Consider the following 26,073-nt stretch of genomic DNA (forward strand, 5'->3'; position numbering starts at 1 on the left):
CTGATACCATAAGGCTTCTGGTGACAGTGACCCGTTCAAGAGAAATCCGAGAGATCGCCGTTTATCCCTGTTCCCTGTTCCCTATTCCCTATTCCCTGTTCCCTATCTTCATGGTTAGAATCCGCCGTCGCTCCCCCAATCCCCCCGTCAAAACCGAGGGCTGTCAGTATCAAGTGCCGATTCCCGATGCCGAACCGGCGAATATTCTCGAAGAGATTGTTTGGCACAAAGAAACCGAAGTCGCCAAACTGCGCCTCTATATGCCCTTGCGAGAGTTACAGAAGCAAGTCGCCATCGCCCCTCCTCCCCGAGACTTTATCGCCGCTCTGCGTCAGGGAAACACGAACCCCGCCTTAATTGCTGAAGTCAAGAAAGCCTCACCCAGTAAGGGCCTGATTCGAGAGGATTTTGACCCAGTGGCGATCGCCCAAGCCTATGAAGCCGGTGGGGCCAGTTGTCTGTCAGTCTTAACCGATCAGAAGTTCTTTCAAGGAAGTTTTGACTATCTGCGGGACGCTCGCCAGGCCGTGAATCTGCCCGTGTTGTGCAAAGATTTTGTGATTTACCCCTATCAGATTTATCAAGCTCGGGGTAAAGGGGCCGATGCCGTGTTGTTGATTGCGGCGGTTTTGAGCGATCGCGATTTGCAATATTTCCTCAAAATCACCAAACTGTTAGGAATTAGCGCCCTGGTGGAAGTCCATACCGCTGAAGAACTCGATCGCGTCCTGGCCCTCGAAGGCATTCAACTCATTGGTATTAACAATCGCAACCTAGAAGACTTCAGCGTTAGTTTGCAGACGACCACCGACTTACTCGCATCTCGTCAGCAACAGATCCAAGACAAAGAAGTGGTCATTGTCAGCGAGTCAGGAATCTTTGAGCGAGCCGATCTCGATCGCGTCGCCAACGCTGGGGCCGACGCCGTCTTGGTGGGAGAGTCCTTGATGCGACAACCTGACCCTGGAGCCGCGATCGCCAACCTGTTTGACTCTTCCTCGACGGCCCATTAATCTCTGGCTCCACTCCTGATAGTCATTGCCCTGACGGCCGTACAATGGAAGGTGATATACGCTACTGCTCCTGAAGTCCCAGCTCAGGACAGTCAATGCTCCGCCCCCTGTCTACCTTACTTTCTACAAATCCATATGGAGCCGCTTCCCCTTCCCTCTCATATTCATTACGAATTACTCCTACAACTGCTCGAACGTCAAACCTTGTTTTCGGTAAATCATTATTCTGAGGAACGACGACAGATTGACGAGTTGATTATGACCCTGCGTAAAGCTCTCTCCCAGCAGAAACGATTGGAACAAGCCTGTGATCTCAAAGGCGTTCCCGTTGAGTACCGCTGGTCTTTGAATCAACCAATGGAGATGATCGCTCGCGTGGGTGATCGCGAAGCCAGTTAAATCACTTCAGTATCAGGAACCTGGCCCGTTTTTCGGTAAACTGCAAGTCCCAGTTGTATAATGGCGATCTTTAGCGATCGCCGACGTGTTATGGACGACAAATTAATGTTAATGATTCCCGGACCCACCCCGGTTCCGGAAAAGGCTCTGACGGCGATGGGACGACATCCCATCGGCCACCGTAGCGGTGAGTTTTCCGAGTTGGTGGCGGAAGTCTTTGCCGATCTCAAATGGCTCCATCAAACCCAAAATGATGTCCTAGTTCTGACCGCCAGTGGAACGGGAGCCATGGAAGCCGGGATTATCAATGTTCTGAGTTCAGGCGATCGCGTCTTGGTCGGCTCCAATGGTAAATTTGGCGATCGCTGGGCCAAAGTGGCCAAAGCCTATCACCTCGATGTCCAAACCATTACCGCCGAATGGGGACAACCTCTCGACCCCGAAGCCTTCCGGGAAGCCTTAGAAGCCGATACCAACAAAGAGATTAAGGCCGTTATCCTCACCCACAGCGAAACCTCCAGCGGGGTGCTGAACGACCTCGAAACCATCAATCGTCATGTGAAGGCTCACGGTGAAGCCTTAATTATTGTCGATGCGGTCACCAGTTTGGGGGCCTGCAACGTTCCCATCGATGAGTGGGGCCTCGATGTGGTGGGGTCTGGTTCCCAGAAAGGCTATATGATTCCTCCAGGGTTAGGCTTCATTTCCATGAGCGATCGCGCCTGGAAAGCTTATGAACGTTCTAACCTACCCCGGTTCTATTTCGACCTGGGCCCCTATCGCAAGAATGCGGCCAAAAACACCACCCCCTTCACTCCCCCAGTGAACCTGTTTTTTGCCCTACAAGCCTCGCTACGGATGATGCGGGCCGAAGGACTCGAAAACATCTTTGCTCGTCACGATCGCCTGAAACGAGCGGCCCGAGAGGCAGTTAAAGCCATGGGACTTCCCTTACTCGGTCCTGATGACTGTGCCAGTCCAGCGGTGACCGCTGTGGCCCCCACCAGCGTTGAAGCTGAACAAGTCCGTTCGGTGATGAAAAAGCAATTTGACATTGCCCTCGCCGGTGGACAAGACCATCTCAAAGGTAAAATCTTCCGCATTGGCCATTTAGGCTTCGTCAGCGATCGCGATCTTCTCTGTGCCATTGGCTCCCTCGAAGCCACCCTACAGAGCCTAAATGCCGGTAACGAACCGGGAGCTGGCATTACCGCCGCCGCCAAAATCCTCAACGCTGGCTAGAGTCCCTCTGCGCTCAACGCTCTAACTGACAATCCCCCTGATATGAGTCATCTTCAGGGGGATATAGCCTGGCCGCAACTGGCGTCATTCTGGGTCAAACCCGCATAAAATAGGATTCAACCTGGCTAAAATCTTGACGTTTTAAATCGTCTGGGTTAACAAAAAAATAGAAATAATCGCTACAGGAAAAGGGATCTTGAACCTCTAAGAGTAACTGTCCTTGAGCATCATCGAGCACATCGGGGACATAGGAATGTAGATCAGGATAGCCAGCTAGCTTATAAGGATGTCCTCTCTCCAAACCGTCATTTTCAATTTCGTAGTCATATAACCAGTCGTCAAAGAAAAACTCATCACAGAGGGTTTGTAGCGACTCTGGAAGCCTGAGATGTCCCATACTTTGACGATAATTAAAAAAGAGAGCCTCTCCTGGGCGAAAACGGAGGCTATAGATATGGTTATACCATTCGTTGCGTTGACGACTCTCCTGGGTGAACTCAAAGTTGGAGATTAACCTCGTTTCATCCAGGTCAATTTCCTCAATGTAGCGGATACAATGCCGTTGAGGACTCAGTTCACACATGGCGACATTGAGACCCACAAAAAATTGTAGTAATCCTTGGCGAGGTAAGGGAAAGTTAGGAATTTCAGGAACCTCAGCACAGTTGATTTGTAGGAGAAACATCATCAGTTCTCCCGTCTCAGCATCCCTCGGATACTCTAAGCTTTTGGGGAGATAAGGATATCCCCCCATCTTGCTACTCCAGAGGGGTAATGGGTCTTGATATTCTGTCTTTTTTAGCCAGCCTTTATCCTCTAGGTGTAATTGGATATAGGGGACAAACCTATCTTGCAAAAACACTCGCAGAGGCGCGAACTCTGGCGGTAAATCTGCCAAAAAAGAACCCATTTCCATGTATCTTTTTGTCCTTAAATAAGATTGATTTAAACCGCCTCTAACCAATCGTAAATTTGAGACAATTCATCCAGGGTGACAAACCCATATTTCCAAAGAATCATGGGTAATGGGCCAGAATCAGTATCACGACGACGTAGGGCGATCGCGATCGAGTCTGGTGAGAGGGCAAGATCCTCTTGCAAGAAGCGAATAAATTGTCGTTGTCGTGTAACTCCCATGATGAGATGCGTCCCGTTTAACTATTATTAATATCTCGATTGAACTAGGAGTATTATCAGCTAGATATTACCGAACCCGCTGATTTACCGGCCAGCTTCCAAGCTGGCTACATCAGTTCTCTAGGCAATAATGAACTATCGTCGCTCAAACCCTAGAGATCAGTGAACAGTTCAGCAACTGGCCCCTAAAACCGTCCGAACGTCTCAGATGCTCACAACGGCACTCACCCATCCGAGGCCCCAAGGTCTGAGTGAGATAATTGACTATTACTGACCCTATCCAATGACGGTTGAGCCACAAGTTTAACAGAGGTTCATAGCGTTTAATCGATACAGCGGGAACATTTTCACAAATATTTAACGATCGCTGACCAGGGACTGATTTATAAAGCTGTAGCCATTTCAGATTAAACAAAAAAGTTTCACTCACTCCCTTGCTCAAGGCGATTTTGCAAAGAAAATCGTCCTGGTTTAACCGTCTATTTTGTGATGTTTCCCATCTAGAGTTCCCGAATCACCTCTAGGCGATCGCCCACCTGAATCCCTAACTCCGCCGCACGGCCGCCTCGGAGTTCCAGCACCGCATCCACCAGAACGCGATCGCCCGGGCCATAGGTGGGACAGCGATGGGCCGCTGTTTCACAGGGGGGAACCTCCTCCGAGAGTCCCACCACTTCCCCCTCATAGATAAAAATCATGTCCAAATCTATGCGGACATTCTTCATCCAGAAGCGGACAGGCCGGGGAGGATTGAAGGGAAACAACATCCCGCGATCGTCCGGGAGTTCTTCTCGGTACATCAACCCCATCGCCTGTTGCTCCGGGGTGCGGGCCACCTCTAACTCCAAAGTGCGATCGCCCAAGCGAATATAAGCTTCAACCGGCAACTGTTGTCCCAACTCCGGCGACGCCTCAGCCGCCGGACTGACTTGGGGCGGCGATTTCGCTATACTGACGGCCGAGGAATCCTCCGCCCCCGTCGAACAACCTGCCAAAACCAACACCGTTAACACCATAACAATCCAGCCGCTGCTACGACCGCGACACCGACCGCCGAGATGGACGGGGCCAAACCCAAACGACGTTTTCACGATCCCTTGTACATTGATCATCTGCCTTATACCCAGAACGAACATTAGCAACCGGATTAATTAGACGCTCCCAAGGGAAAAAAGTTGGCTCACCCGCCACCAAAATCACGTAAACCTCTTGGGAGCGTGGAAGCCCCGTGTCTTGAGACCGGGGAGGAAACGGGACAGGGGGACTTTAGTCCCCGTCAATCTTTCAAGCATAGGCGTAACCATCCTTTCTGTGAATAGGTTTGCAGTATTTGTGGTTGATACCTGCTACCCGTCCCGAGGCGGTGGTAATATCAAAACTGCCAGAGGCACGGCAGAGAACCCGTCCTATATATGAGCCAATTTTCTTCCCGGCCGTGACCGTAGCCGTCACGATGTCGCCAGTCTGAAAACCGTTGTGAATTTGTCTCCTGGAGCGGTGACGAGTAGGGAATCCATACTTATTCGTCCCGCACATCCGACGAGTTCCATGCCCCTTCGCTACAATCAGCAACGGTTTTGACGTCAGAATGTCGAGTGATTCGACGTCTCCAACACAGGCAGCATCAAGCCAATGAGCCTTGGGTAGGTTAAGCCGAAGTCGATTGAACTTCGTTTGCCCGCCTGTTCCTGTGGTGACTGGGACTCCTGTGGCTTTGAGAGCCTTGAACAAGGCCCATCGGGTCGAGTTAACGGCAGCCGCATCGTTAAGGGGGGATTTTGCCTGCCGCAGAAGACGACTCAGGACATCAGGCTGGCCCGATAAAAAATCTCGAATGTCCCCATTGCCTTTGGCTTGATTGCACGAGCGGCAAGCCATCGTCAGGTTAGACACCCGGTCAGAGCCACCCTTAGACCGAGGCTGGATATGCTCAACTTCAAGGGGTACATGTTTAGCACCACAGTAAGCACAGGTTCGGCCCCACTTCTCCAACAGGTATTCCCTGACTTCGTAGCCTTGTAAGGCTCCCTGCTGATACTCAACACCTGAGATATCTGGGTTTTCCATCAATTGTAGGTCGAACCGTACTAGCTCTTGAGCAATGCGGCCAACTGGGGCAAGTCTGCGGAATCGGTTAACCCAGGTCATCAGAGTATCGACTCGATGCTGCAAGCTCGGAGCTAACCAACCCTCGGGACGAGTTCGATTTAAGAACCGAGCCGGCCGATATCGGGTCTTGCGGTTTCGTCGAGAACGTCGCAGTTGACGACGAGACCGCAAGGCTTCTACTATCTGCTGTCCTCGGTGCTGCAACTCGGCAGCAAAGATGATTCGATTCCCTTGCTTCAGGGCAATTCCAGAGACTTTAGAGCCTGGGTCTAATTTGAGTTCGAGCGGTTCAGGATTCGCATCAACCTCTTTCTTTAGAATAATGGTGAATGGGTAGCGTCGAAATACTGAGGCTTTCCCCGCGTTGAGCAGTGACCGTGCTACCCCAGGCTTGCAGGGTGTCAGGGGCTTGCGGTTGGTATCTAAAACGAAAACATGGTTAGACATTGTTGCGTCTCTTCTGATTGCTCGTAACGTTTGCTTCGCTAATGTTCAGAGTCGGTACTTTCCAAATCGCACTGTCTTAACCCCTTAAAACTGTTTAACGATTTGGTTCTAGAGCCGGGAACTAGCACGCATTCCCGGGTAGGAACTTTAACGCTTGCTCTGAACGTAGCCAGTTAAGGCTTAAGCTGGTCAGCTACCTGAAAGCGGGGGGCACGAAGCCCCCGTGCTTCAGCCGGGGGTGCTGACCAAACCAGCGAGTTCAGCTCCTTAGGATGACGCCGAACCCTGTCCCAACGCCACATCTCGCAACCGTTGCACCACAAACGGACGCTCCAGATAGGATAGTAAATTGCCCGCCTTGGGCCCCCGCTCCTTACCCAAAAAGCTATGGTAAACCGCCGGAAATGCCAACTTAGGAGGTAGTTCTAGCAGCTTCGTAGTCGTGAAAATCTCCGTTTGCAGCGTTTCTCCGTCCCACTCCGTCAGCCCCTCCAGACGAGTGGCCAACTCACCCAGATACTGGAGTTGGCTTTCATCCAATGCTGCCACCGATTCGGGAATCTCATCAATATATAAAATGAGTTTTTCCTCAGGATCAGCATAATCATCCAGCCACTTTTGCGCCACCTCAATTCGTTGACGCACCACCTGCTGATCCCATTCCGTCAGAGGCTGGTCACTGCGCTTGTGAACCTCTGCCTCAATATCGAGATGGGGCACTTGCAGCAGGGAAATCAGGGTACTGAAATCGAAGGGATGATAGGGCTGAATCTGGTCATCGAGTTGCGAATACAGCAGAGCCAGTAAATCCTTACTCAAATCCCCCTGTTGCTCCTCTGGACTCAGGCGGCCATACTTCTCGATCGCCGTGTCATAATCCCGCAAGAGCCGGGTAATCGTTTCGTAGTTGGGCGAGAAATTAATCGCCGTTTTCGGCTGCGTCCGCAACATCAAAAAGCGTAACAACTCCGGCGGTAGTAGGTTGGCCACTTCCCGCGCACTGGCCCCAACCCCTTTCGAGGAACTCATCTTGGTTCCCCCCACCAGAATAAATTCATACGGAGAATGGAACGGCGGCCGTTTATCAAATACTTTACGATAAATGGCGTTCGCCACATCCCGAGACCCGCCTTTTTGCGAGTGATCTTTCCCCGCTAACTCAATCGTCACCCCTAACAGATCCCATTTAGCCACCCATTCAACTTTCCAGGGCAGTTTACCGTTTCCGTCAAAGGGAGACACCCAACCGGAGTGACCACAGCCTTTGACATAGCTCATGGCATCGGGTTTACAGGTATAAAACACCTCCTTGCCGTTGTAATCACTAACGACGGTGGTGGCGATTTTGCCGCAGTTCTCACAGATAGGATGGAAAGGATACCAATTCTCCGCCCGTTCGGCGCCACTCACCTGTTTATAGGCTTCTCGGACGAGGTGAGCTTTTTGCAAGAAGGTATCAATATAGGAGTTTAAGCGGCCTTGGCGGTAGAGATCCCGGAGATAGTAAATCTCTGGGCGCACCCCGAGTTCTTCAAACACCTCAAAAAACTCACCACTGTAGTATTTCGCGTAGTCAGTGGCACCCTCACCGGGAGAGGGGACATTGCATAGAGGCTGTCCGAGATACGCCCCGAAGCGATCGCCATCGAGATAGGCCGGAATCCCATCGAGGGCATCATAGTCATCAATCCCATAGAGGAACGTCACCGGTTTATTGGCACGCTTGAGGGCCCGATAAATCGTGTCATGGACAATCACGCCCCGCAACGACCCCACATGAACCCGTCCTGAAGGGGTCTTGGAATCGTTGACGATGCTGTCGCCTTGGATACTCGCGGCAATTTTATCAGCCCAAAACATAGCCAGAGTTTAATGAAGTGAGTTAACTGAATGTGATGTTGGGGGGACGTTCGCCCCAGGGCTGCCTAATCTTAGACAGACCCCCATTGTATCACTGTGACCGAAGATTCCCCAAAAGCAGCGACATCGGAGACGATCACTCATCACGGATCTCGCTGAGATTAGCCCTACTCATCCCATTCCAGGGTCAAGGATGGCATCAAACGTTGTAAATTTTTCAGAGATTTTCCTTGCCAAGGAATCGTTTTCGAGCCACGGACAATCATCGTCACCGTTTTTTTGTGACGGACTTTGATCACAAACTTCGAGAGCATACTAATCCCGGAACTATTGAGAAATTCCAAGCCCTGTAAATCGAGAACGACAGGAGATTGCTCTTGACTAGCGATATCATCAAGCAGTTCCGCAATCGGGGCATATTCTGCCATTCCACTCAAACGAAGTGAGCCTTGACAAAATACCGTTATTGTCTCCGGGTCGTAGCAGATACGATAATCGTCTGTCTTAATTTCCATAATGCACTGTTAACGTTCACAGAGGAGAACCCCTCCTTTACCGAATGAGGCAGCGATCGCATCCTCAACTCGTCCAAACCTGGCAAAATTGGTGTATCAAGGTTGGCATATCTTTACTATGCCATGAATCGACCCAGAATAGGCGACCGGGACGACCGTAGACACCACCGCTGGAATGGTTCTGGATCTCATCGAGACGAGACTTAAACCGAGACCTTAAACCGGGAGCTGTACCATGGTTGTAACCGCAATAACTTCAGGATCTTTCTGGACAGTTTCAAATTTCCAGCCCAAGCGGGCCATGTAATCGCTCATCATCGTTAAATAGCCTAACCGAGAGCTAGTCCCATTTTCCTCTAAGGCATTTTTCTCCAACTGACGCACATACATATCCTCTGGATCACAGGACGTGAGTTCTTCGAGATACGTCTGAAAACTGGCAATTCGTTCCGGTTCGACGCTGTTGGTGGTGAAGAACATTAAGTAGTTTGGATGAAGTTGGAGCTGAATGCTAATGGGAAAGGCGGAACGTTCATCGGTGAACTTCATGGCATTTTCCAAAAGTTCATTGGCCACAAAGCCTACAGCACTCTTGATTTCTGCCTGACGACGCATCGATGCGGGATTCTCTTCATTTCCCAGAAAGAAGGTCGTCAAGTAATCGGCCATAAAATCCGCCGACAGTCCATTATTACGCCAGCGTTGTTTGAGAGGAACCGAACTCGGCGAAAAGCCAATAATTAAAAACTCTGGGCTGTTTGGCTCACCCTCACAATAGTCCCCGAAAATTTGCGTCATATTTGCCAAGACTCCCGAAGAAGCTACTTTTGTTTCATTACTACTAAAGTAATATCATCGTAAACCCTTTGTCGCCCAATATGACGGCGTAGGTCTTCAATGGCTGCCCGTCGAATCATCTCAGCGGGTTCACGCAAATAGTGTCGCACAACATCGCAGAGTCGTTCAATCCCATAGAAGCAGCCTTGCTCATCTTCAGCTTCGGTAATCCCGTCGGTATATAACACCACCACGTCCCCGGAACCGAGTTGGAGGATTTTCTCATCGATAAACTCGCTGATATTGGCCTCAAGGCCAATGGGGAAGCCCAAATCAATGGTGTCAATCCGTTCCACCTCACCACTGGCTCGGACGATGATCGTCTCCTCATGTTGTCCACTCAGGCGAATCTCACCATCGCGGTAATCGAGTAGGGCCAACGTCAGATGGCGATCGGAGTCCATCCGTTGGATATTGCCGTAAATGGTGCGATTGAGGGTATTGAGGAAATGCTTGGGATCGACTTCGTCATTTTCCAGGAGAGTTCGCACTGCCGTTTGCACCATCAACATCAGCATCCCACTTTCGAGACCATGGCCCGTCACATCACCAATACTAATTTTTACCCCTCCATCATGGCAGAGCACATCGTAGTAATCCCCCCCCACCTCCGTCGCCGGCTCCATATAGCCCGAAATCTCTAACCCGATCACCGCATCGAGTTCCCGGTTTTTAGGCAACAGCATTTTTTGCAGGCGGCGGGTAATATCGAGTTCTGCCCCCAGGCGCAGGTTTTCCGCTTGTAGGCGATCGTTGAGGAGGGTAATTTCCCGATTGGCTTCAGCCAGGGCCGTTTCCGCCTCCTTACGCTCAGAAATATCCCGGAAAATCGCCGTGTAAAAGGAATGGTCGCCCACACAGACTTTTGTCGCCGTCGCTTCTAAGGGAATCCCCCCCCCATTAACCCGCTGGCCCACCAACTCAGCACGTCCCTCTATTAATAGTCTGGGCAGGGGATCAGCATTCTCGGAACTGGCATCCCAGTCAATGAGAGAGGTGAGAGATTTCCCGATGATGTTCTGGCGTGGGTAACCAAAAATGGTTTCAGTGCTGGGGTTGGCATTGGTGATTTTTAAGCCATCGGGGGTAAAGGTCAAAATTGCATCGCTGGCGGTGTTGACGATCGCATTAGTGCGGTTGACGGCATCTTCGAGAGCTTCCATGACCTGGTTGTAGCGTTTGGCGATTTGTCCCACTTCGGTAAAGGGTTCGACGGGAACTCGCAAGCTCAAATCTTGGTTTCGGGCCTGAGACTCCATGACCTGAAACAAGTCATAAATTTCGGTCTTAGCGCGATGTTCTGAGACGTTCAAACCCATTTCTTCGTCTTCCGGGGAAACCCGCAGGGGGGTCAAGCGGTGACAAAACCGCAAGAGGGGGTAAGTGATGCCAAAAGACCAAAGGCCCGCCACCAGCACTGCCAGCAGTTGCACCAAAAACTGTTCTCCGTGGGTCAGTCCAGTTCCCAAGAGTTCCACATCGCCAAAAATTGCCACCGCCAGGGTTCCCCAAATCCCTCCCCCAAGATGAACCGGGACGGCATCGACCGCATCATCAATGCGAAAGCGTTTGAGCAGGGAACTACTGACTAGGGTAATGATTCCCCCGCCAATGCCGATGAGAACTGCCCCTGAGGTGGTCACAACATCACAGGAGGCGGTAATGGACACCAGACCCCCTAGAGAGCCATTGAGCAGGAGTTCCACTTCTGGGACATGATGACGAGACCAACTGTAGAGGGTGGCGGTAATCATCCCGGCTACTCCCGCCAAGATGGTATGCACCATAATCGCAGCCACGCGATCGTTAAAGGCCAGAGTACTGCCCCCATTGAACCCCAACCACCCTAACCAAAGCAGCATAGTTCCTAAGACGGATAGGGGCAGATTCGACCCCTGAATTTTTTGCGGTGTTCCGTCCGGGAGGAAGCGACCCACTCGTGGACCGATGACCAACAAAACGGCTAGGGAAATCCAGCCACCAATACTATGGACAACGGTACTGCCGGCCAGGTCGACAAAGCCCATTTGACCTAACCAGCCTCCGGCTACCCCAGTCACTTTCAAGTTCCAGGCCCAATGGCCAAAGACGGGATAAATGAGTCCTGAGGTGAGACAGGCAACGGCTAAGTAGGTTCCGAATTTAATCCGCTCGGCCACGGCACCGGAAACGATGGTGGTGGCGGTGCCGCAAAACATGGCTTGAAAGAGGAAAAACGCCGCGAGTTTGGGATTGTCGTCAACCGCCAAAAAAAAACTATTTTGTCCGAACCAGCCGAAGAGAGAGGAGCCGAACATGATGGCGTAGCCGAACGCCCAGAACAAACAGACTGAAATCCCAAAGTCGGCAAAGTTTTTGACGGCAACGTTGATGCTGTTTTTTGAGCGTGTTAGTCCGGATTCGAGGCACATAAACCCCGGCTGCATCAGAAAAACTAATCCAGCACAAACAAGAACCCAAAGAATATCGAACACTGGGTAACTGCTCCCCTCACTCCCATGTGGTTGTACGATCGCGAACACGAGTGAGAACAGGCTCAAGGAAATCACAGTTATCAAACAGACAAAGTCCAGTTAAATTCAGGTTAAATTGTGACACACAATACAACCCCCGTCACGGTCTCCGGGTTAGGGGTGGCGACCTCCCCGCTGTTCAGTCTGGACGTGGGGATGCTGCGATAGACTACCCTCAAGCTTACGTTTTAACACTAATAACGTAATGTCGTCGTATATTTTGTGACCGTTAATGTATTTTTTTAGATGTTCGATGATGGCCTGCTGGATCTGCTCGGCGTCGTCCTGGGCATGACGACGGGCCACCTCACAGAGGCGATCGAGGCCATAAAAGTCGCCGTTGGGATCTTCGGCTTCGGTGATTCCGTCGGTGTAGAGGATGAGGGTATCGCCCGGATGCAGGGCCAACTCGATGGGTTGGATAAACTGGCTAATCTCGGCATCGAGGCCGATGGGAAACCCCAAATCCAGGGTGTCAATCCGTTCGAGGGAGCCATCCCGCCGTAGGAGAATTGCCTCTTCATGTTGGCCGCTTAGTTGCAGTCGTCCTTGATGGTAGTCAATGAGACTCAGGGTTAGGTTGCGATCGGAGTTCATCCGTTCGACATTGTCGTAGATGGTCCGGTTGAGAGTATTGAGAAAACGGACGGGATCGGTTTCTTGGGCGGTTAGCAGGGTGCGGATGGCGGTTTGTACCATGATGGTGAAGACGCCACTTTCGAGGCCATGGCCGGTGACGTCGCCAATGCCAATTTTTACCCCATCGGCATGGGGCAGGATATCGTAATAGTCTCCTCCCACTTCGGCGGCGGGTTCCATGTAGGCGGCGATGTCGAGATCGGGGATTTTTTCGAGGTCTTGCTCGGTGGGGAGGAGCATTTGTTGCAACTGATGGGCAATGTTGACTTCATGGCTCAACCGTAGGTTTTCCGCTTTGAGCCGTTGATTGAGTTCTTCGACTTCAGCATTGGCTCGATCAAGTTCCTGACGGCGTTTGTCTAGGAGTTTGCTGGCCACTTCATAGAGTTGAGATTGGGCGATGAAGAGCTTATGAACATCGAGGAGACGATGAGAACCGTCGCGGAGAATAACGATTAAGGGTTCGTAGAGGTTTTCGGGCGATCGCTCTAAGCATTGACGAGCGGCGGCGAAGATTGGACTATCTCCGGGATGGCAAACAATTTCAGTCTTGACAAAGTCATAGAGGCATTGCAAAGGGCGATTATAAAACAGTTCAATGCCGTAGGGACGACTCATGATTTCTAAGCATTTCCGCCGAGAAATCATGCCCATGTAGTGACCATTTTTCAGTAAAATCACCCCTGGAAGTAGAGGCTTTTCGTTAAAATGCTGGACTAAAATTCGTCCAGGGACATTACGATCTAGGCTAAAGGATTCTAGGGTTAGATCTTCAAGGGTTGAGTTGAGGGTTAAACTTTCGAGAGAACTGCCATAAATATGGGATAGACGGTCAAGTTCTAGCATCATCACAGCTCAGTATAATCATGGACAATGGAGACTGGACAATGAACCAGAAGCGCTCCGGTGTCACACCCGCAGCGATGACCAGATTGGCCGCTTCTGGATTATCCATAGATCTAGCGATGGCTAAGGGGGGCGATCGCCAGGCTCACGTCCTTCAATTCTGACCTATTCTATGGAAATTGTCGTAGACTCTAGAAATTACCAGAACCTAGATACTATAAGCCTTTCAGAGGTTAATTCTAGTTAACGTTGACTTAACGTTCAGTTAACCTCAAGGGTGATTTGGTTTACGGGCGATCGCCTGAAGATTGGAGGTGGAGAAGCCCAGGCGAGAGCGAACTAAATCCAATCCCGTAAATACACTGAGTAAGGGGATATTTTGCAGAGGATTAAACTGGGCGGCGAATCGACACCATTTAAGCTGATCTTCGAGCCAATGATGATAGGAAAGAATCCAGAAGGCATGAGAGGGAAGGCTACGAAACTCCAGGGTCTCTAGGTGAGCATCCTCAAAGAGCTTCCCTAAGGTTTCCTGACTAAATAAATGCCAGTGACGGGGAAAGTGATACCCTCCCCAATAGCCTTCACGAAAGAGTTTGGCATCCCAGCCCTCGATATTGGGAGTTTCTAGGATTAAGCGACCGCCCGGACGGAGGAGTTGGGCTAAAATTTGCACAATTTGGGCAGGGTTCGCCACATGTTCGAGGACTTGCAGCAGAACAATCACATCAAAACTGTTCTCCGGTAATTCTGGGGCCACCTCTTCTAGGCGGCCGTAGTACCCTTGAAATCCGGCTTGGTTGAGTTGATGAATGGCCGCCTCATTCATTTCGACGCCGTAGAGATTATGTTTGGCCAACCCCAGACGATGGAGTCGCTTGAGATAACGCCCATTGCCACAGCCCACATCCAGCACTCGCAGGGCTTTCTGGGGTCGGGGGTTTTTAGCGGACTTGGAGGTGGCGGGATGCTTGCTAATCCAACTCTGCACCTTGCCCCGATCGAGCCAGTCTTTGGCCCGCAAGGCCAGGGGGTGAACTGCTTGATCGTAGTTGTAGGCGTAATAATGGGGGGGATAAATCCGGGGCAGTTCCGCCATGACGGGCCGGGGATTCAGATAGCGATGGCCACAATGACGACATTCAACAATCTGAAAGACATCCTTTGAGGTGCCATATTCGTAATCTTGGCCGCTGGCGTAGGGATGCCAGCGATCGCTCCCACAGACTCCACAGGAGACAAATTCTTGTTGTAGATTCACCCGCACCAGATCCCTTATTTTCCTGAGACAACTGCCGTCGTCGTGAGGGGCAACGATCGCAGCACCCGCCAGAGGAACCCCAGGTAACTAGGACGGACGGTAATGTCCGGGCGATCGCGCACCGCACGATGCGCTAAGTGTAAATTGTAGTGGGGAATGGCCGGCCAAAGATGATGTTCGGCATGGTAGTGCATATGATGTGGGGCAAACAGCAGGGCCTCCCATAATGGCGGGGTCACGGAAACCAACCGTAGGGAATCACCCACTGGCGCGGGATGGCGCAGAACCCCATGATCACAGAAGGCGCGAATTTCATCAGGAACAAAGACCAGGGCATAAATGGGAAACACCCAGAGCAGCAAATACGCCCAAATTGGCAGGGGAGACAGCCAAAACAAGCAAATAAGTAGCGGTTGCCAAATCAACACCGGCAAGCGCTGTTTAACGTAGTCTTTGAGTAGGGTTTGGGGTGGGATGGCCCCGGTTTTCGGGCTGGGGGTCAGCAATCGCCCAAAAGGAGTCACCTTGAGAACGGTTTTGCCGAAGGTAGCTAGGCCGGAACAGTAGAGGAGGAAGGCGAGGGGGGAGTTTTTGCCCTCAAAGGTATGGAGATAGCGATCGGGATCGTTGGGAGTTCCCATGTGGCGATGGTGTTGCAGATGGTTACGGCGGGCATCTTCGAGGGCCATGAACATGGGGCCATAGACGAACCAACGGGCCAGGCTGTCATTGAGGCGACGATTGGGATGCAAGGCTCCATGGATGGCATCATGGGCCAGGATAAAGAGGGCATATTGACGGTTGCCAATGATGAGAATGGCGATCGCATAACTCCAGAGGGTCTGGAATTGAGCGGCGATCGCCAAACCGAGAGTAATTCCCAGCCAGTCGAGGATGACGTCCCGATAGGCCCGCAGTGGCTTCAGGGTTAACCACTGACGTAACTGTTCAGGGGCAATGGATTGGCGAATCCGTCGTTCAATCTCCGGCATGGTCATCGGGGCGGTAGTAGTCATGATGGGGAGGGAATAGGGAATAGGGAACAGGGAACAGGGAACAGGGAACAGGGAACAGGCAGGCAGTAGGCAGTAGGCAGTAGGGAAGTCCTCACGTATTATCTATGATTGGTGGTCTGTCGCTGAAGCTGAGGGCGATCGCCATTGGGACGGGTCGGGGGGGAGCTTTGATTTTTTGTATAATCAAGGAATTGATTATTCACTTTAGGTTCCTATGTCTGATCCTCAGTCCCGCCGGGAGTATATTCGTGACATTGCCGCCAAAGCCAGTGCCGATGAGCATCCGGCTGGCTGGTTTGAAGAGGTTTATACCACAGCCGAGGGGGAATCGGCGGCCATTCCTTGGGCCTTGATGCAGCCGAATCCGCATCTGCTGGCTTGGTTGGCCCAGGGCGATCGCCCCAGTCCATCTCAACGGGCCTTGGTGGTTGGTTGTGGCTTAGGGGATGATGCCGAAGCCTTGGCAGAACAGGGCTATCAGGTGACAGCTTTTGATATTTCGACCACGGCGATCGCCTGGTGTCAGCAACGATTCCCCAACTCCTGCGTCAACTACCACGTGGCGGATCTCGATGAGTTTGCCCAAACCCACTCACAAGCCTTTGATTTGGTCTTTGAATGTCGCACCATTCAAGCCCTCCCCTTGACCGTTCGCCCGCAAACCATCACCGCCATTTGTCAACTCCTGGCCCCCGAAGGAACCCTATTTCTGATTACCAATGTTCGCGAGGATGAGGCTGCCCCCGACGGCCCCCCTTGGCCCCTATCCGAGAGCGAACTGCAACAAATTCCTCAGCAGGGGCTGCAAGAAGTTCACCGTCACCGCCCTAGCGGAACCAACCGCCCCACCCTCTGCTTAGAATATCGACGAGTTTCCTGAACCTGCTCACTCCTCCACTAGCGGAACCAACCGCCCCACCCTCTGCTTAGAATATCGACGAGTTTCCTGAACCTGCTCACTCCTCCCCAAACCACAACTCCCGCAACCGTTCATAGGTTCCATCCTCAACAGTTTGCAGGAGAGCGACATTGATGGACAAACCACAACTCCCGCAACCGTTCATAGGTTCCATCCTCAACAGTTTGCAGGAGAGCGACATTGATGGGAGTTCGATAGGGACTATTCGGGGGGAAGACAAAACCATAAAACTGTCGCTGAAACATCGGTCCGGCCAAGGTCACCGTCCCGTTTCCCTCATGACGGGCATAATGCCGTAACACCGGGGCATCATAGACGATCGCCGCCGCCTCCCCTCGCTGTAACCCCTGATACATCTGCTGAGGATCGACATATTCTACGAGAATCGTGCGGGTGTTGGCTAGGAACTCTGCGGCTGTCGTGGCCTCCACCGTGGCCACCCGTCGTCCCTTCAGATCATCCAAGGAGGCGATCGATCCTTGTAACCCATCTACCGTAAAAATGCTCGTCATACTGGCGATGAAATAGCCAAAGACAAAATACCCAGCACACATCCATAACAGGGCCACTAATTTCCCCAAAGGGCGTTTTGGGGTTTTGTCGCCATAGCCAACGGTGGTAACCGTAACTGCCGCCCACCAAAAGGCCTCCCAAATGCCCACCCCATAGCGTCGTGGAAAGTCCGGGTTATGGCGATGTTCGATTAACCACACTACATGGGCCACCAGCAACAGAATCGTCACAAACACACCAATCCCAACATAAAAGGCCCGAGAGGATAAAATTCCCAGGGCGGTTCGTTGAAGTTGCCCCCAGATGCCGGTTTGCTGTTGAGGGATGAGAATTTGTAACCCCGCCTCCAAAATCGGTTGGGAAAAATCCAGGCGTTCTTCTCGTTCGGCGGTGATGCTAATTCCACCAATCCCTACATCGGCTTGGCCCAACTCAACGGCATCGAGAAGTCCGTCGACATTTGGGGCGACGTCAATCTCGTAGGACAAATTCAGGCGACGACTGACTTCTTGCCAGAGATCAATCACAAATCCTTGATATTGGCGGTTCTCTTCCATGACCAAGGGGGGCAGCAGTCGCGTCACCACTTGTAGGGAGTTGCCATCGGCTGCTGGAGAAGGAATGGAAGAGGCGGAGACCCCCCGAAGCCCCACAGTCCCCATTAAAACAATGAGCATGATTAGCCCAGTGATAAGAACTCGCCGGCAACTCTGGCTTAGTAGGACTCGTAAGGGAGGCATTGATAACTCTCAGGAGTACATCTCAGGTTAGTGGCTTCATTATGGGGCTGGATTAGGACAATCGGGAAGAGCGACCACCTATTGACCCCTTCCCGGAAGGCGATCGCCTAGAATAGTCAGTGCCATACACGATGCCCCTTCTCAATCAATGTACGATGAGCCTATCCAGCCGCAACCTCAGTACCGTCATAAACCGTTAAATTTTAAAACTAAACTGGCCTACGGTGCAGGAGATGCCGGAGCCGGGATTACAGCAACCTTGCTGGCTTTCTCATTCCTGATTTTCCTGACTAATGTAGCGAATTTGCGCCCTGCGTTAGCGGGAACTGTCTTGCTCATTGGCAAGATTTGGGATGCGGTGAATGATCCGATTATCGGCTATTTGAGCGATCGCACCCGCTCCCGTTGGGGACGACGACATTCCTGGATGTTAGTAGCGTCCATTCCCTTTGGGATCTTTTTCTTCCTCTATTGGATCGTTCCCACCTTTAGCGAAGACCCTGGTCTCAACCAATGGGGTCGCTTCCTCTATTACACCGTCATCAGTATTATTTTTAACGCTGTCTCCTCGGCGGTGACGCTGCCCTATACGGCCCTCACTCCGGAACTGAGCAAAGACTATGACGAGCGGACGAGTCTCACCAGTTACCGCTTCATGTTTTCCATTGGTGGCAGTATTCTGGCGTTGGCCCTGGGGCAATTTTTTGCCATGCAGTTTCCCGATGACAGTGTCGCTCAGTATTTGAGTTTGGGGGCAGTTTGTGCCATTCTCTCGGTCTTACCGATTTACTGGTGCGTCTGGGGAACCACCGACCCCACCGCCTTTAACCCTCGTCAGAGGAGGGTTACTCCCGGTTCAGAGGATGATGTGACTCCCTCGGGGTCGATTTTGGTGCAGTTTAAGCAGGTGCTTGAGAGTCGCCCGTTTTGGTTCGTCATCGGGATTTACCTCTGTTCTTGGCTCTCCTTTCAACTGACGGCGGCGATTATTCCCTACTATGCCGTCAGCTATATGGGGATGGACTCCTACTTTAGTGTGGCCCTGGTGGTGCAAGGAACTGCCATGTTGGCGTTGGGCCTGTGGAGTTGGGTGAGTTACCGCTATGGCCGTAAACGCACCTATTTTGCCGGGATGAGTGGCTGGATTATTGCCCAGATCCTCTTGTTCTTCTTACCGAGCGATCGCGTAGACTGGCTCTATATTCTCTGTGCTATGGCAGGACTGGGGGTCTCGACTGCCTATCTGATTCCCTGGTCGATGTTAACGGATGTCACAGACCTCGATGAACTCAACACCGGCGAACAACGCCAGGGGACGTTTTACGCCCTGATGGTATTTCTGCAAAAAACAGGATTGGCGTTAGGAATTTGGTTGGCGGGGATTATCCTGGAACTGTCGGGTTTTGTGGAACCGCCTCCTGGAGAGCCTATCCCTCCTCAACCGGAATCCGCGTTGTTTGCCATTCGCGTGGTGGTGGGTCCCCTACCGGCGGTATTCTTAATCATTGGTTTGTTTCTGATGTACTACTATCCCGTGACTCGGGAACTGCAAGAAACAGTGATCCTACGACTGCGAGAACGGCGGGAGGCAAAAGACACAGCAAAAACCCCCAATCCGGAGATTGAGGGCTGATTGGGGAGTCCCCAGCGGCTCCTGGCCGAGAGGGTTCCCGTGCCGAAAGATTACTTGACGACCAGTTTACCGACCATACCTGCGCCACGGTGGGGGGTGCAGAAGTAGTTGTAGGTTCCGGGAGTGGCATCACTGGGGATAGTCACATCGTAGCCATCGCCAGCACTGTAGGCCAACTTGGTGTTGGACAGTTGTTTGGCAACGCCAGCGTCGGCGGAGTTGGCTTCGTCAAAAACCACGTTGTGGGGGGGGAGCTTGTTGATGACCCAATGCACCGTATCCCCAGGGCTGACTTCCACGGTTTGAGGCTCGAAGGCCAACATCCCGTTGTCTGCACCCATTTTGATGGTGACATCTGCGGCGGCAGCGGGAGCAACAGACAGTGCAAAGCTACTGATCACTAGCACTACGGCGAAGAAAGCTTGAACTAAACGTTTGGACATTATTTTATTTGCCAATCTCAATCATCTATGACAAAGCGTCACAGTTGTCATTGTAAAGGAAAATGTACGATCGCAGTGACACGCCGTCAAATTTCTTGCTCAGGCTCTCCTGAGGCCCCCTCATGACCCTTTTAGATATTCTGCGACAGGACTACCAATCGTTTCCCGAGGCGCAAACCTATGAGATTTACGCCGAGGATGTGTATTTCAAGGACCCCCTGAATGAGTTTCGGGGCTGCGATCGCTATCGCCAGAACATCCACTTCATCGCCACTTGGTTCAAGGCAGTGCATCTGGAGTTGCATGATATCCGGCAAGAGGGCGATCGCATTTTCACGGACTGGACGTTGCAATGGAACACCCCCCTCCCCTGGTTTCCCCGCATCTCCATCCCCGGATGGAGTGAACTGACGGTTAACGCCGAGGGCAAAATCAGCCGCCATCTCGATTACTGGCATTGTTCCCCCGGACAGGTACTACGACAACATTTCCCCGGAGCCTCCCCCCCCAAGCATCCCAATCTCTGAGGCCCATTTCTGAGGCCCATCTCTGACGACGGACAGACGCAGGCTCCCCCAAAAGCCGCTAAAGTAAACAAATGTGTAGCAATTCTCAGGATTAAGGACTCACCCAGACGATGCGAATTATCCTCATGACCGGCAAAGGTGGCGTTGGTAAAACCTCCGTCGCCGCCGCCACCGGACTGCAATGTGCTCAGAAAGGCTATAAAACCCTTGTGCTGAGTACCGATCCGGCTCACTCTCTCGCCGATAGTTTTGATCAAGAACTCAGCCACGAACCGCGTCTGATTCAAGAGAATCTCTGGGGAGCCGAATTAGATGCCTTGGTGGAATTGGCGGAAAACTGGGGAGCTGTTCAGAAGTACATCACCCAAGTGCTACAGGCCCGAGGCCTAGAGGGGGTGCAGGCTGAGGAATTGGCGATTCTGCCCGGGATGGATGAGATTTTCGGCCTGGTGCGCATGAAACGCCACTATGACGAGGGGGAATATGATGTTCTCATCGTCGATTCTGCGCCCACAGGAACCGCCCTGAGACTGCTCAGTTTGCCGGAGGTGGGAGGCTGGTATATGAGACGCTTTTACAAGCCGTTACAGGGCATTTCTGTGGCGCTGCGTCCCCTGGTGGAACCCTTATTCAAACCCATCGCGGGCTTTTCCCTACCGGATCGAGAGGTGATGGATGCCCCCTACGAGTTTTATGAGCAAATTGAAGCCCTCGAAAAAGTCCTCACTGACAATAATCAAACCACTGTGCGCCTGGTGATGAATCCTGAGCGAATGGTGATTAAAGAATCCCTCCGTGCTCATGCCTATTTGAGCCTCTACAATGTGGCCACAGATTTGGTCATTGCCAACCGGATTTTACCCGACAACGTGACAGACCCCTTTTTCCTGCGCTGGAAGGAACAACAGCAGCAATATAAACGGGAAATCCACGAAAATTTCCATCCGCTACCCGTTAAAGAAGTGCCCTTATATTCTGAGGAAATGTGCGGCATGGAGGCATTGGAGCGATTGCGAGATACCCTTTATGGGGATGAAGACCCCAGTCAGGTCTATTATAAAGAAAATACAATTCGGGTGATTCAGGAGGAAGGAATCTATCGTCTGGAATTGTATTTGCCGGGCATCACAAAGGACAAAATTCAGCTTTCTAAAACGGGCGATGAGTTGAACATTTGTATCGGCAATCACCGTCGCAATCTGGTTCTGCCTCAAGCTCTGGCTGCATTACAACCCTCGGGGGCGAAAATGGAGGAGGATTATTTGAGGATTCAGTTTAGTTAAGAGGCAAGAGGCAAGAGGCAAAAGGCAAGAGGCAAGAGGCATAACCCACCCCTGCCCCTCCCAGGAGGGGCAGGAAAGACGTAGTACCCTTGTGGTTGCCCGAGGCAAGAGGGAGAATCTGGCTCTGGCTGCCTCCTGGGATGGTTAAGACGTATCCTGGGGGGGGAGAATTGCCATGGAGACTCATCCATCAACCAAGGCCATGAATACGAAACAGTTTCAACGATATCTAGTGGGTACGTCAGCCGTGGGAATTTTTGTCATTGGGGCGTTGGTGGCTCTGGTGGCGATTCTGCCCCTCTCAGAGCGGCTCAAGGAGGGAGAACAACGCAAATTAGAATTTGCTGCCACCACCCAAGCTCAAACGATTGAGGAAATTCTCTCCCGTCTGACGAACATTGCCATGCAGGTGTCTAGTCGTACCCGCGCTCGCCAAGAGTTGCAGGCCTATAATCAGGGCGATCTCGAACGGGAGCCATTTGTCACCAGTAATCAAGCCATTTTAGGAGATGCCCTGCAACAGTCGCCAGACATTGTCGGGATTACTCGCCTCGATGCCAATAATGCCTTAGCCATTCAGCTCGGACAAACGATTCCCACAACGTTTTGGATCATTCCTGACTCCTCGGCCCAAACCCCTGAGATCAGTCCCCCTCTGCAATTAGACAACAATTCGTATTTTCTCTTAGTCGCCTCGCCGATTCTCACCCCCCAGGGGCAACGGGTGGGAACAGATCTGGTCTTGTTTGACGTTTCTAATCTACAAATTCTGGTAGAGCAGGGTCAGATTGTGGGAGAGAGTGGGGTGATTGCTCTGGGCCAGCGTCAGAATGGTAGATCTCAACTGTTCTTTGACCATGTTGATGCGAACTATCAGGCTCAATTTGAGCAGGTTATCGCGGAGGCGAGCGCGGAGGGGGTGCAATTGGAGTTACTGGAGGGAGTGCGAGGAGAAATGGTGATCGCCAGTACCCGTCTGGCTAATTATGACTGGGTCGTGGCGGTTAAACTCGACAGCGCCGAACTTTATGAAAGCATCATGGCCGATATCCGCAATCTAGCCGGAATCCTCGTGATTCTGACCCTGGTTGGCAGTGGAGTGATGGTGTTGCTATTGCGGCCTCTGGCCGGTCAGGCGATCGTCGAAACGGAAGATCTCGAACAGAAACTCAAAGAAGCTCAGGAACTCCTGGCCCTAAGAAATACAGCCCTGGAGCAACAACGGCAAAAAGAGCAGTATCTACAAGCGGCAATGGATAAAATCGAACGGCTGCGCTCCTCCGCTCGTGAGGTCTCCCATCAATCTGAGCAAGCCGAATCCACATCGAAAACGGCCCTAACCCTGGTTCATCAGGGGGCTGAAGATGTGGCCAATGCCCTCTCGGGAACCCAGGCTTTGCAACAACAGATTCAAGACATCTTAGACGAGATGCAGCGGTTAAACGACAGCACCGATCGCATTACGGTGATTGCTCGTTTGGTGGGGGATATGGCCTCACAAACCAATATGTTGGCTCTCAATGCAGCGGTGGAAGCAGTCCGCGCTGGGGAGAAAGGCAAAGGCTTTGCGGTGGTGGCGACGGAAATCCGTAAACTGGCAGACCAGAGTCATCAGTCTGCCGAGCGAATTCGTCATCTGAGTACGGAGATTCAAACGGCGATTCGCTCGACGTCCACGGCGACTCGCTTGGGGACAGAACGGGCCGATTCCGGGGTACGGGTGGCGGGAGAAACCGCTCAGGTGTTTGCGACGGTGCGCGAATCCATCCAAGCGGTCGCTCAGACCACCAATCGCATTGCTCAGGTGAACCATCACCAAGCTCAGGAGATTGAGTCCCTGGTGCAAACCTTACATGACCTAGATGATTTGAGGTGAGTTGGAGTCTGGGGTCAGGGTCTTAAAGGGAAAGTTTGTAGAGCATAAACAGTTCCCCAGACCGGCTGCTGAGTTTCTGAGCGTTGCCTTTGAGGAGGCGTTCCCACTCACTGAGGGGTTCGAGAAATACCTCGGCACCGAGATAGGTTTCTAAAATCGCCCAATCTTCCGCCAGGGGAGCATCTGGGTTAATGACATCAAAGATGAACTGGCCGCCGGGTTTGAGAACTGTTTTTACCGCATCGATGACCTGCTGCCAATAGTCGAGAGGGAAGTAACAACTGAACCCGGTGGCGATGACCAGGTCAAAGAAGTTTGACTCATAGTCCTCTAGGAAATGAGCACCGCCAACGGTGACTCCTTTAAAGAGTTTGGAGTTGAGTTGTGGGGCGCGGGATTTGAGGGCCTCACAGGCCACGGTGCTAATATCGCGCCCATAGAAGAGGGCCTCCCAGGTAAGCCAGGGATAAATCAGAAAACTGACCCCGCAGCCAAGATCGAGACAACGTTGATTTTTCTTGGGTTTGGCTAAGTCCCAAAAGGGGGAGGCGATGCGCTGCTGGAGTTTCCCGGCAGTCCAATCTCGGAAAATATCCAACGATTCAACTTCGGCGGGGAGTTCAAAGGGGTCACCACGATAGTCTCGATTGTATCGCTGTGAGAGTAGGGCCAGGCGATCGCTTAAGGGAATTGGGGTCACAGGGATTGAGGAGGTACGGGGGACTAGCGGCCTTTGAGGGCTTTGGTAAAGTTCTGACGGTAGGACTTATTGCCGATGTAGAGAACGGGCCACATCAGTGATAGGGCAATTTGATTGCCAATACCCCGTTCAAAGCTGGTGCGGTGGAAACCTTGCCAAAATTTCCAGACTCCACCTGCGTAAACAACGATGAGGACGAGTAGCAAGATTCTCATGATGGTGTCAAGGGTAAGGACCAATAGGTCAAGCTGTACAAGGGAGAATAGCCCGGTTGAGAACTCCTAACCCCCCAAGCTGTGGTGAGTTGGAAGACTCAGTGGTGGCTTAGGTCTAGTTTAACCAACTTTGTCCTAATCGACTTGGACGGGAACATCGTCAAGCCCAAAGTGTTGGATGACCCGAATTACGCCAATGGAGAAAATTAGACCCAACACTAATCCTCCCAAGACCAGGATGGTAAAGTAGCGGCGTAGGATCGAGGCAGTTTTGTCGCTACGCTGAATTGGAGTTTCGGGAAATTCCCCATCAGGAACTTCCGAGTTCTGATAGACGGGGTCGTTCGGTAGACCGGAGGTCTCGTTAAAGGGGTTAGGGCCGCCGCTAAAGGGATCCGGAAATAGGTTGCTCATCAGCTCTGGAGAATCAGGGACTTATCGCCATTGTATCGCCATTGTATCGCCATTGTAAGGCATGGCTGTTTAAGCGTTTGAGGAGGAGGAGGCTTGTGGCTGATCCTGATGGGTATATTGGCCGACGATTGCCAGGAGTTGTTCCCCGTCAAAGGGTTTGGTTAGGTATTCTGTGGCCCCGGCGAGATGACCTTTAACTTTGTCAAAGGCTTTATCTCGGGCCGTGAGCATAATAATCGGCAGGTCCTGAAACTGGGGGAGGCTGCGAACCGTTCGACACATTTCTAAACCATCAATGTCCGGCATGGATACATCCAGCAAAACCACGTTAATGGATTCGTGATAGATGGTGCTGAGGGCATCAAGGGCATTATCAGCAAGAATGACGCGGTAATGATTTTCTAAAATCCGTTGGATGGTCTTTTGCATGACCGGACTGTCATCGACCGCGAGAATGGTGGGTGAGTTGAAGGAGTTAGCAGGCATGGCGTTCTATCAAGGGGGACGTCCCGATTGCGGCGATCGCAGTTCCCGATTGAAGCGAATCCAGGGTGAGTACGGGGGTGAGTACGGGGGACACCTACTCTCCTCAATCGGAGTTGGGACGGGGAGCGCGATCGGCTTAGGTTGAACAGTTTCTGTAACCATGCTAACAATTTTTTCGCGGCTGCGGTCAAAAGATTCTCAAAACTTGATATCGCTGCCCTCCCAGATTTGTGAAGGTGGAAGTCCCTAATTTTAATTTTTTTTAATAGTTTGCCAAGACAGCTTGCAATTTTGGGTGCCAATGCCTTCAAATCTCATGGAGAATTACCATTAGAAATTCAACCCTTGCATTTCGTTAAAATCTTTACAAAATCTAAAGAAAATCGAGTAGACTGTAGGGGTAGAGCGATCGCAGCTAGACTCCTCGAGGATGTACAGGTGGATCAACCCATCGATTTGGGGGCTAGTGTTCATTTCAGCCCCATCATCA

At 51.8% G+C, this 26,073-nt stretch carries 25 protein-coding genes; 8 read left to right on the forward strand and 17 right to left on the reverse strand.

Annotated features, from left to right (window positions below; translation table 11 throughout):
• Positions 1 to 110: 110 nt before the first annotated feature.
• From trpC to L855_RS00890, 3 genes are all read left to right on the forward strand, one after another.
• Complete coding sequence (gene trpC, locus L855_RS00880; RefSeq protein WP_159783264.1) at positions 111 to 1,013, forward strand: indole-3-glycerol phosphate synthase TrpC; 903 nt, start codon at positions 111 to 113, stop codon at positions 1,011 to 1,013.
• Between the two features lie 51 nt (positions 1,014 to 1,064).
• Positions 1,065 to 1,412 (forward strand): DUF5340 family protein, encoded by a 348-nt coding sequence (locus tag L855_RS00885; protein WP_343039228.1) that lies wholly within the window; start codon positions 1,065 to 1,067, stop codon positions 1,410 to 1,412.
• A gap of 90 nt (positions 1,413 to 1,502) precedes the next feature.
• On the forward strand, positions 1,503 to 2,654 hold the full coding sequence (locus L855_RS00890) for a pyridoxal-phosphate-dependent aminotransferase family protein (protein ID WP_159783268.1): 1,152 nt from the start codon (positions 1,503 to 1,505) through the stop codon (positions 2,652 to 2,654).
• Positions 2,655 to 2,748: 94 nt separating this feature from the next.
• Here the strand turns inward: L855_RS00890 and L855_RS00895 are convergent, their stop codons facing one another.
• The 11 genes from L855_RS00895 to L855_RS00945 all read right to left on the reverse strand — a co-directional run bounded on the left by L855_RS00895 (position 2,749) and on the right by L855_RS00945 (position 15,834).
• Entirely contained in the window at positions 2,749 to 3,570 is an 822-nt protein-coding gene (locus L855_RS00895; protein ID WP_159783270.1) for a DUF1963 domain-containing protein, read from the reverse strand.
• Positions 3,571 to 3,599: 29 nt separating this feature from the next.
• Positions 3,600 to 3,791, reverse strand: a complete 192-nt coding sequence (locus L855_RS00900) for a DUF2949 domain-containing protein (RefSeq protein ID WP_159783272.1) — start codon at positions 3,789 to 3,791, stop codon at positions 3,600 to 3,602.
• A gap of 500 nt (positions 3,792 to 4,291) precedes the next feature.
• Positions 4,292 to 4,882, reverse strand: a complete 591-nt coding sequence (locus L855_RS00905) for a DUF192 domain-containing protein (RefSeq protein ID WP_246198672.1) — start codon at positions 4,880 to 4,882, stop codon at positions 4,292 to 4,294.
• 193 nt (positions 4,883 to 5,075) lie between these two features.
• Positions 5,076 to 6,347 (reverse strand): RNA-guided endonuclease IscB, encoded by a 1,272-nt coding sequence (gene iscB / locus L855_RS00910; RefSeq protein ID WP_159783274.1) that lies wholly within the window; start codon positions 6,345 to 6,347, stop codon positions 5,076 to 5,078.
• Positions 6,348 to 6,614: 267 nt separating this feature from the next.
• The gene (gene lysS / locus L855_RS00915; protein WP_159783276.1) at positions 6,615 to 8,207 is read right to left on the reverse strand and encodes a lysine--tRNA ligase; all 1,593 of its coding nucleotides are present in this window, start codon (positions 8,205 to 8,207) and stop codon (positions 6,615 to 6,617) included.
• Positions 8,208 to 8,374: 167 nt separating this feature from the next.
• Positions 8,375 to 8,722: a slr1659 superfamily regulator gene (locus tag L855_RS00920; RefSeq protein WP_159783278.1), complete on the reverse strand. Its 348-nt coding sequence runs from the start codon at positions 8,720 to 8,722 to the stop codon at positions 8,375 to 8,377.
• Positions 8,723 to 8,938: 216 nt separating this feature from the next.
• Positions 8,939 to 9,520 (reverse strand): slr1658 family protein, encoded by a 582-nt coding sequence (locus L855_RS00925; RefSeq protein ID WP_159783280.1) that lies wholly within the window; start codon positions 9,518 to 9,520, stop codon positions 8,939 to 8,941.
• 23 nt (positions 9,521 to 9,543) lie between these two features.
• A complete protein-coding gene (gene amt / locus L855_RS00930; protein WP_159783282.1) occupies positions 9,544 to 12,033 on the reverse strand; it encodes an ammonium transporter in 2,490 nt (829 codons plus the stop codon).
• Positions 12,034 to 12,186: 153 nt separating this feature from the next.
• The gene (locus tag L855_RS00935; protein ID WP_159783284.1) at positions 12,187 to 13,560 is read right to left on the reverse strand and encodes a SpoIIE family protein phosphatase; all 1,374 of its coding nucleotides are present in this window, start codon (positions 13,558 to 13,560) and stop codon (positions 12,187 to 12,189) included.
• Positions 13,561 to 13,828: 268 nt separating this feature from the next.
• Positions 13,829 to 14,818, reverse strand: a complete 990-nt coding sequence (locus L855_RS00940; RefSeq protein ID WP_159783286.1) for a class I SAM-dependent methyltransferase — start codon at positions 14,816 to 14,818, stop codon at positions 13,829 to 13,831.
• 14 nt (positions 14,819 to 14,832) lie between these two features.
• Complete coding sequence (locus L855_RS00945) at positions 14,833 to 15,834, reverse strand: fatty acid desaturase (RefSeq protein ID WP_159783288.1); 1,002 nt, start codon at positions 15,832 to 15,834, stop codon at positions 14,833 to 14,835.
• Positions 15,835 to 16,048: 214 nt separating this feature from the next.
• On the opposite strand from L855_RS00945, the gene L855_RS00950 reads away from it, so the two are divergent.
• Entirely contained in the window at positions 16,049 to 16,714 is a 666-nt protein-coding gene (locus L855_RS00950) for a class I SAM-dependent methyltransferase (protein ID WP_159783290.1), read from the forward strand.
• Positions 16,715 to 16,839: 125 nt separating this feature from the next.
• Here L855_RS00950 and L855_RS00955 read toward each other — a convergent pair whose 3' ends face one another.
• Complete coding sequence (locus tag L855_RS00955; protein ID WP_159783292.1) at positions 16,840 to 17,943, reverse strand: transporter substrate-binding domain-containing protein; 1,104 nt, start codon at positions 17,941 to 17,943, stop codon at positions 16,840 to 16,842.
• A gap of 211 nt (positions 17,944 to 18,154) precedes the next feature.
• Between L855_RS00955 and L855_RS00960 the strand changes: the two genes are divergently transcribed.
• Positions 18,155 to 19,639, forward strand: a complete 1,485-nt coding sequence (locus L855_RS00960; protein ID WP_159783294.1) for an MFS transporter — start codon at positions 18,155 to 18,157, stop codon at positions 19,637 to 19,639.
• 50 nt (positions 19,640 to 19,689) lie between these two features.
• Here L855_RS00960 and petE read toward each other — a convergent pair whose 3' ends face one another.
• Positions 19,690 to 20,082 (reverse strand): plastocyanin, encoded by a 393-nt coding sequence (petE, locus tag L855_RS00965; protein WP_159783296.1) that lies wholly within the window; start codon positions 20,080 to 20,082, stop codon positions 19,690 to 19,692.
• 122 nt (positions 20,083 to 20,204) lie between these two features.
• Between petE and L855_RS00970 the strand changes: the two genes are divergently transcribed.
• From L855_RS00970 to L855_RS00980, 3 genes are all read left to right on the forward strand, one after another.
• A complete protein-coding gene (locus L855_RS00970; RefSeq protein ID WP_159783298.1) occupies positions 20,205 to 20,609 on the forward strand; it encodes a C6orf136 family protein in 405 nt (134 codons plus the stop codon).
• Between the two features lie 110 nt (positions 20,610 to 20,719).
• Positions 20,720 to 21,892, forward strand: a complete 1,173-nt coding sequence (locus L855_RS00975) for a TRC40/GET3/ArsA family transport-energizing ATPase (protein ID WP_159783300.1) — start codon at positions 20,720 to 20,722, stop codon at positions 21,890 to 21,892.
• A gap of 202 nt (positions 21,893 to 22,094) precedes the next feature.
• Positions 22,095 to 23,768 carry a methyl-accepting chemotaxis protein gene (locus L855_RS00980; protein ID WP_159783302.1) on the forward strand — a complete coding sequence of 558 codons (1,674 nt, stop codon included), beginning with the start codon at positions 22,095 to 22,097 and terminating at the stop codon, positions 23,766 to 23,768.
• Between the two features lie 22 nt (positions 23,769 to 23,790).
• On the opposite strand, the gene L855_RS00985 is transcribed toward L855_RS00980, so the two are convergent.
• The 4 genes from L855_RS00985 to L855_RS01000 form a co-directional block, all read right to left on the reverse strand.
• Positions 23,791 to 24,474, reverse strand: coding sequence for a class I SAM-dependent methyltransferase (locus L855_RS00985; protein ID WP_159790890.1), 684 nt, complete (start codon positions 24,472 to 24,474; stop codon positions 23,791 to 23,793).
• 17 nt (positions 24,475 to 24,491) lie between these two features.
• Positions 24,492 to 24,683 (reverse strand): hypothetical protein, encoded by a 192-nt coding sequence (locus L855_RS00990; protein WP_159783304.1) that lies wholly within the window; start codon positions 24,681 to 24,683, stop codon positions 24,492 to 24,494.
• Between the two features lie 135 nt (positions 24,684 to 24,818).
• Complete coding sequence (locus L855_RS00995) at positions 24,819 to 25,097, reverse strand: hypothetical protein (protein WP_159783305.1); 279 nt, start codon at positions 25,095 to 25,097, stop codon at positions 24,819 to 24,821.
• Between the two features lie 69 nt (positions 25,098 to 25,166).
• Positions 25,167 to 25,583, reverse strand: coding sequence for a response regulator (locus L855_RS01000; protein ID WP_159783307.1), 417 nt, complete (start codon positions 25,581 to 25,583; stop codon positions 25,167 to 25,169).
• Positions 25,584 to 26,073 lie beyond the last annotated feature (490 nt).

The organism is Sodalinema gerasimenkoae IPPAS B-353 (assembly GCF_009846485.1).
Lineage (GTDB): Bacteria > Cyanobacteriota > Cyanobacteriia > Cyanobacteriales > Geitlerinemataceae > Sodalinema > Sodalinema gerasimenkoae.

Excerpts from the sequence above, each read along its gene's own strand:
- trpC (WP_159783264.1), top strand. The coding sequence starts at position 111 with ATGGTTAGAATCCGCCGTCGCTCCCCCAATCCCCCCGTCAAAACCGAG.
- L855_RS00890 (WP_159783268.1), top strand. The coding sequence starts at position 1,503 with ATGGACGACAAATTAATGTTAATGATTCCCGGACCCACCCCGGTTCCG.
- L855_RS00895 (WP_159783270.1), bottom strand. The coding sequence starts at position 3,570 with ATGGAAATGGGTTCTTTTTTGGCAGATTTACCGCCAGAGTTCGCGCCT.
- L855_RS00900 (WP_159783272.1), bottom strand. The coding sequence starts at position 3,791 with ATGGGAGTTACACGACAACGACAATTTATTCGCTTCTTGCAAGAGGAT.
- iscB (WP_159783274.1), bottom strand. The coding sequence starts at position 6,347 with ATGTCTAACCATGTTTTCGTTTTAGATACCAACCGCAAGCCCCTGACA.
- lysS (WP_159783276.1), bottom strand. The coding sequence starts at position 8,207 with ATGTTTTGGGCTGATAAAATTGCCGCGAGTATCCAAGGCGACAGCATC.
- L855_RS00920 (WP_159783278.1), bottom strand. The coding sequence starts at position 8,722 with ATGGAAATTAAGACAGACGATTATCGTATCTGCTACGACCCGGAGACA.
- L855_RS00925 (WP_159783280.1), bottom strand. The coding sequence starts at position 9,520 with ATGACGCAAATTTTCGGGGACTATTGTGAGGGTGAGCCAAACAGCCCA.
- L855_RS00935 (WP_159783284.1), bottom strand. The coding sequence starts at position 13,560 with ATGATGCTAGAACTTGACCGTCTATCCCATATTTATGGCAGTTCTCTC.
- L855_RS00945 (WP_159783288.1), bottom strand. The coding sequence starts at position 15,834 with ATGACTACTACCGCCCCGATGACCATGCCGGAGATTGAACGACGGATT.
- L855_RS00950 (WP_159783290.1), top strand. The coding sequence starts at position 16,049 with ATGTCTGATCCTCAGTCCCGCCGGGAGTATATTCGTGACATTGCCGCC.
- L855_RS00955 (WP_159783292.1), bottom strand. The coding sequence starts at position 17,943 with ATGCTCATTGTTTTAATGGGGACTGTGGGGCTTCGGGGGGTCTCCGCC.
- L855_RS00960 (WP_159783294.1), top strand. The coding sequence starts at position 18,155 with ATGTACGATGAGCCTATCCAGCCGCAACCTCAGTACCGTCATAAACCG.
- petE (WP_159783296.1), bottom strand. The coding sequence starts at position 20,082 with ATGTCCAAACGTTTAGTTCAAGCTTTCTTCGCCGTAGTGCTAGTGATC.
- L855_RS00970 (WP_159783298.1), top strand. The coding sequence starts at position 20,205 with ATGACCCTTTTAGATATTCTGCGACAGGACTACCAATCGTTTCCCGAG.
- L855_RS00975 (WP_159783300.1), top strand. The coding sequence starts at position 20,720 with ATGCGAATTATCCTCATGACCGGCAAAGGTGGCGTTGGTAAAACCTCC.
- L855_RS00980 (WP_159783302.1), top strand. The coding sequence starts at position 22,095 with ATGAATACGAAACAGTTTCAACGATATCTAGTGGGTACGTCAGCCGTG.
- L855_RS00990 (WP_159783304.1), bottom strand. The coding sequence starts at position 24,683 with ATGAGAATCTTGCTACTCGTCCTCATCGTTGTTTACGCAGGTGGAGTC.
- L855_RS00995 (WP_159783305.1), bottom strand. The coding sequence starts at position 25,097 with ATGAGCAACCTATTTCCGGATCCCTTTAGCGGCGGCCCTAACCCCTTT.
- L855_RS01000 (WP_159783307.1), bottom strand. The coding sequence starts at position 25,583 with ATGCCTGCTAACTCCTTCAACTCACCCACCATTCTCGCGGTCGATGAC.